Annotated in this window: 3 protein-coding genes; all 3 read left to right on the top strand. The window is 68.0% G+C overall.

The features are described 5' to 3' along the window. The first annotated feature begins 9 nt into the window (after nucleotides 1–9). Nucleotides 10–891: an Hsp33 family molecular chaperone HslO gene (gene hslO / locus AC04L7_RS15765; protein ID WP_475513377.1), complete on the top strand. Its 882-nt coding sequence runs from the start codon at nucleotides 10–12 to the stop codon at nucleotides 889–891. Between the two features lie 149 nt (nucleotides 892–1,040). Continuing rightward, nucleotides 1,041–1,874, top strand: coding sequence for an XOO1806 family protein (locus AC04L7_RS15760; protein ID WP_436001083.1), 834 nt, complete (start codon nucleotides 1,041–1,043; stop codon nucleotides 1,872–1,874). 73 nt (nucleotides 1,875–1,947) lie between these two features. Further along, on the top strand, nucleotides 1,948–2,909 hold a 962-nt coding region (locus AC04L7_RS15755; protein ID WP_475513376.1), incomplete at its 3' end, for a sulfotransferase.

Here is a 2,909-nt window from a genome sequence, read left to right as displayed (position 1 = left end):
GGGTGAACTGTGAACGACGGGGTGACCCGCTTCCTGCTGCCCGCCGCCGGCGTCCGCGGCGTGGCGGTGCGTCTCGAAGACACCTGGCAGACCGTCGGTGGCCGCGCCGACTACCCGCCGTCGGCCCGAGAGCTGCTCGGCGAAGCCATTGCGGCGGCGGTGCTGTTCACGGGTCATACCAAGGTCGACGGGCGCCTGTCGATCCAGCTCCGCAGCCAGGGCACCTTGCGGAGCCTGTTCGCCGAATGCACCGCGGCGGGTACGGTGCGCGGCATAGCGCAGTTGTCCACGGCCGGAGACGCGCCGCGCGACCTCCGCGACCTGGGCGAGGACGCCCTGCTGGCGATCACCATCGAAAACCCCGGTCTGGACCCGCGCGAGCCGCAGCGCTACCAGAGCCTGGTCGGCCTGCAGGCCAGCCGCCTGGCCGAAGCCTTCGAAGACTACTTCCGCCAGTCCGAGCAGCTGCCGACGCGCCTGCTGCTGGCCGCCGACGGTGACCGGGCCTGCGGCCWGATGCTGCAGAAGCTGCCGGGCGACGAGGGCGATGACGATGGCTGGAGCCGGGCCGGCGCCCTGTTCGATACGCTGGGCGAGGCCGAGCTGCTGGCCACGCCCGTGCCGGTGGTGCTGCACCGCCTGTTCCATGAGGAAACCCCGCAAATCCTGACGGAGCGCGCAGTTCGCTTCGGCTGCTCTTGTTCGCGGGAACGGGTCGAGAGCATGCTGCAGTCGTTGGGAGAAGAGGAAGCGACCGCGGCGCTGGCCGATGGGGTGGCGGAAGTGCGTTGCGAGTTCTGTGGGCAGGAGTATCGATTCTCCGCCCCGCAGATCGCGGAACTATTCAGCCAGCTGCGGGTCGACATGGAAGCGCCCAGCCGCCTTCAGTAGTTCCGGCGGTCGGCGGACAGCGTCGGGGACTTGTTAAAGAAACATAAACGGCATAGCATCGGTTCCCCTTCGGGAGGGGAACTCCGGGTCGACCCAGGAGTCTGAAGCCAGCCATGAATCTGCGTAGCCTTTCACTGCCGCTCGCCCTGCTGCTCGCCCTTGGCGGGGCGGCGGATGCGCATGCGCAGAAAAGCACGCGCAAGCCGGCCGCGGACCCGCAGGCGACCGCCCTTCCCATCTGGAACAATGACGGCAAGGTCGAGGCCGTGCTGCTGCTCGAGCCGACCGGCCAGGCCGAGGCCGGCGCGCGCTGGCGCCTGGGGCGCAACTCACTGACCACCGCATTCGGCCTGGACAGCGGCGACGCCCTGGGCCTGGTGTGCAACCGCAAGGCGGGGGTCGTCGGCAACATCGGCAACCTGGCGAGCCACTGCATGCTGGCCACGCTCGGCGACGACGATCAGGACACGGCAAGCCAGCGCGTGAGCGCATCCGCCGTCCTGAGCCGTCCCGGCGGCAAGCTGGGACTGTCGGCCGGCACCGGCCGCGACACCCTGCCGGCCTGGCTGTCCTCGGGCCGCGGCGGAAGCCGGGTCGAACAGAACGACCTGGCCGTGTTCGGGCAGAAGAACATAGGACGCGAAGGGTTCGTGTCGATCGGCGGCGCCGTGGCCAAGGCCACGCTGGTGCCCGTCTCCGACCTGCCGGCTCTCGCCGATCGCTGGAACAGCCGCAGCCTGACCGTCGGCGGTGGCTACGGCCCCTTCAGCGCCAATATCGTCGGCCGCGTCATCGACGTGCCCGGCCAGCCTGGCAAGTTCGAAGGCCTGGGCCTCGGCCTGACTTGGCGCACTCCCTGGAGTGGGCAGCTGACGGTCGGGGCCGAAAACGTCATCACCCGCGGCAAGAATCCCTTCTCGTTGACCAACGAGAACGCCGACGAAGGCACCGTGCCGTACGTGCGTTACGAGCAGGACCTCTAGTTTGTCCAGCAGCAGTGACCGTTCGTCCGCCGCGCGCGGACCTCGTCTCGATGTCGAAAACAAGCTCCTCAGGGTGCGGAGCCTGATCACGGCAGGCGATCTGGTGGGGGCGCGCAGCATCAGCGACGCCATCCTGGCCGAGCATCCGACCGATGCCGGTGCCCTCATCCAGCGGTCGCGCCTGGAGTCCATCGACGACAACTACCGGCGCGCACGCGAGTACGCGCTTTCCGCCTATCGCGTCGGCGTGCAGAACAAGCGCCAATGCATGTTCCTGTTGCGCCGCCTGAAGACGTTCAACCTCATTCCGGAGTTGCACGGATTCATTCCGCGCATTCCCGAGGGATTGYGGCACGATGTGGATGTCGCCCAGCTGGTGGCCTTGTTCCTGCAGACCTTGAACCACCCCCAGCAGGCTCTCCAGCATCTGCAACTGGCGGCGGCGCACCATCCCTCCTCTGCGCCCTTGACGTCGGATATCGGTCTGGCGCTGCTCAACCTCGGAAGGTTCGAAGAGGCGGAACAGCATTTCCGCGAATCCCTGGTGCTCCAGCCGGACCACGCCCCCGCCTGGTGGCACCTCTCCCGCTTGCGCTCGGAAAGCGGCACCGACGCGGGCCACGTCGACGCACTGAAACGCGCGGTGGCGCGCGCCGCGGAACCGGGCAATGCGGCGCTGCTGGCCTACGCGCTGCATCGTGAGCTCGACCGCCTCGAGGACTATGCAGCCGCAACGGACGCGCTCGAACTGGCCTGCACCTCCATGCGGAAGGTGGTCGCCTATTCCGGCGAAGAAGACGAGCGGCTGTTCGGACTGCTGAAATCGCTGGACGTCGGCGCCGCCGAGCGCCCGTCGTCGATGGACGCGCCGTTCACGCCCGTCTTCATCGTCGGCATGCATCGCTCCGGTACGACGCTGCTGGAACAACTGCTTTCGGCACACACCGACATCTGCTCGGGGGGCGAACTCTACGACTTCACCAGCCAGCTACGACTGGCCGCCGATCACCACTGCAGCACCGAGCTCGATGCGGC

It is taken from the genome of Pseudoxanthomonas sp. LjRoot204_2, from assembly GCF_056175765.1.
Note: the sequence above shows the minus strand (reverse complement) of the source record. Positions and strands in the feature narration are given on the sequence as shown.